The sequence below is a fragment of the Rhizobium ecuadorense genome (assembly GCF_001187535.1).
Lineage (GTDB): Bacteria > Pseudomonadota > Alphaproteobacteria > Rhizobiales > Rhizobiaceae > Rhizobium > Rhizobium ecuadorense.
This window is the reverse complement of sequence record NZ_LFIO01001772.1, coordinates 1-633: the sequence shown is the minus strand read 5'-3', so window position 1 is coordinate 633 and position 633 is coordinate 1. Positions and strand designations below refer to the sequence as shown.

The 633-nt window shown below is 59.4% G+C and carries 1 pseudogene; it reads right to left on the bottom strand.

From position 1 onward, the window contains the following. Positions 1-445: pseudogene (locus tag AF337_RS35325) on the bottom strand (adenylate cyclase); the annotation flags it as partial. Between the last annotated feature and the right edge of the window lie 188 nt (positions 446-633).

The window sequence follows — 633 nt, the reverse complement described above, 5'->3', positions numbered from 1 at the left end:
GCTCGCGGATGATCGTGGCGATCAGCTCGGAGACTTCTTCGGTCAGCGCATCCCTGGCCGCTTCTATCGGCGGGTCGTTCCACGTAAAGGTCGGCACGTAGCCGCCCTTAGGGATGTCGATGCGGATCGGATCGCGTTGGCCTGCAACGAGATAGTAGCGTTCGATGACCCGGCGAAGACGTCCGGCCTCGATGCGGACGACCGGATCCTCCTGAGAGAAGCCCGCGCTTCGGTTGAACACTTCGATGGCGATCGAATACGCCTTGAGACGCTGTGCCCGGCCTGCAAGCGTCTCCTCGGTGACATATTTCAGGAAGGCAGCGCCACGTCCGGCACTGGGAAACTCGCGGCTTGAGAGAATCCGTTCAAGCTGCGCCCTGACCTCCTCATGGGTCGGACAGGGGCGCTCGGCCCGATCGTCAGGCAAAGGCACCGAGGTCTGCATTTCATCCGCCCCCTCGTCACACATATGCGCGACAGTTAATGCTTGTATTAAAATCCCCTTATGCAACCTAGCTCCCGAAGAGCGTTTCGTCTACCTGAAAGAAGTTTCAATGCGGACGATTGATCATATGAAGACGAGCACGCCGGGATGGCCGAACTCAAGCCGGCGTCTCCCGCTATCGCTGCTTC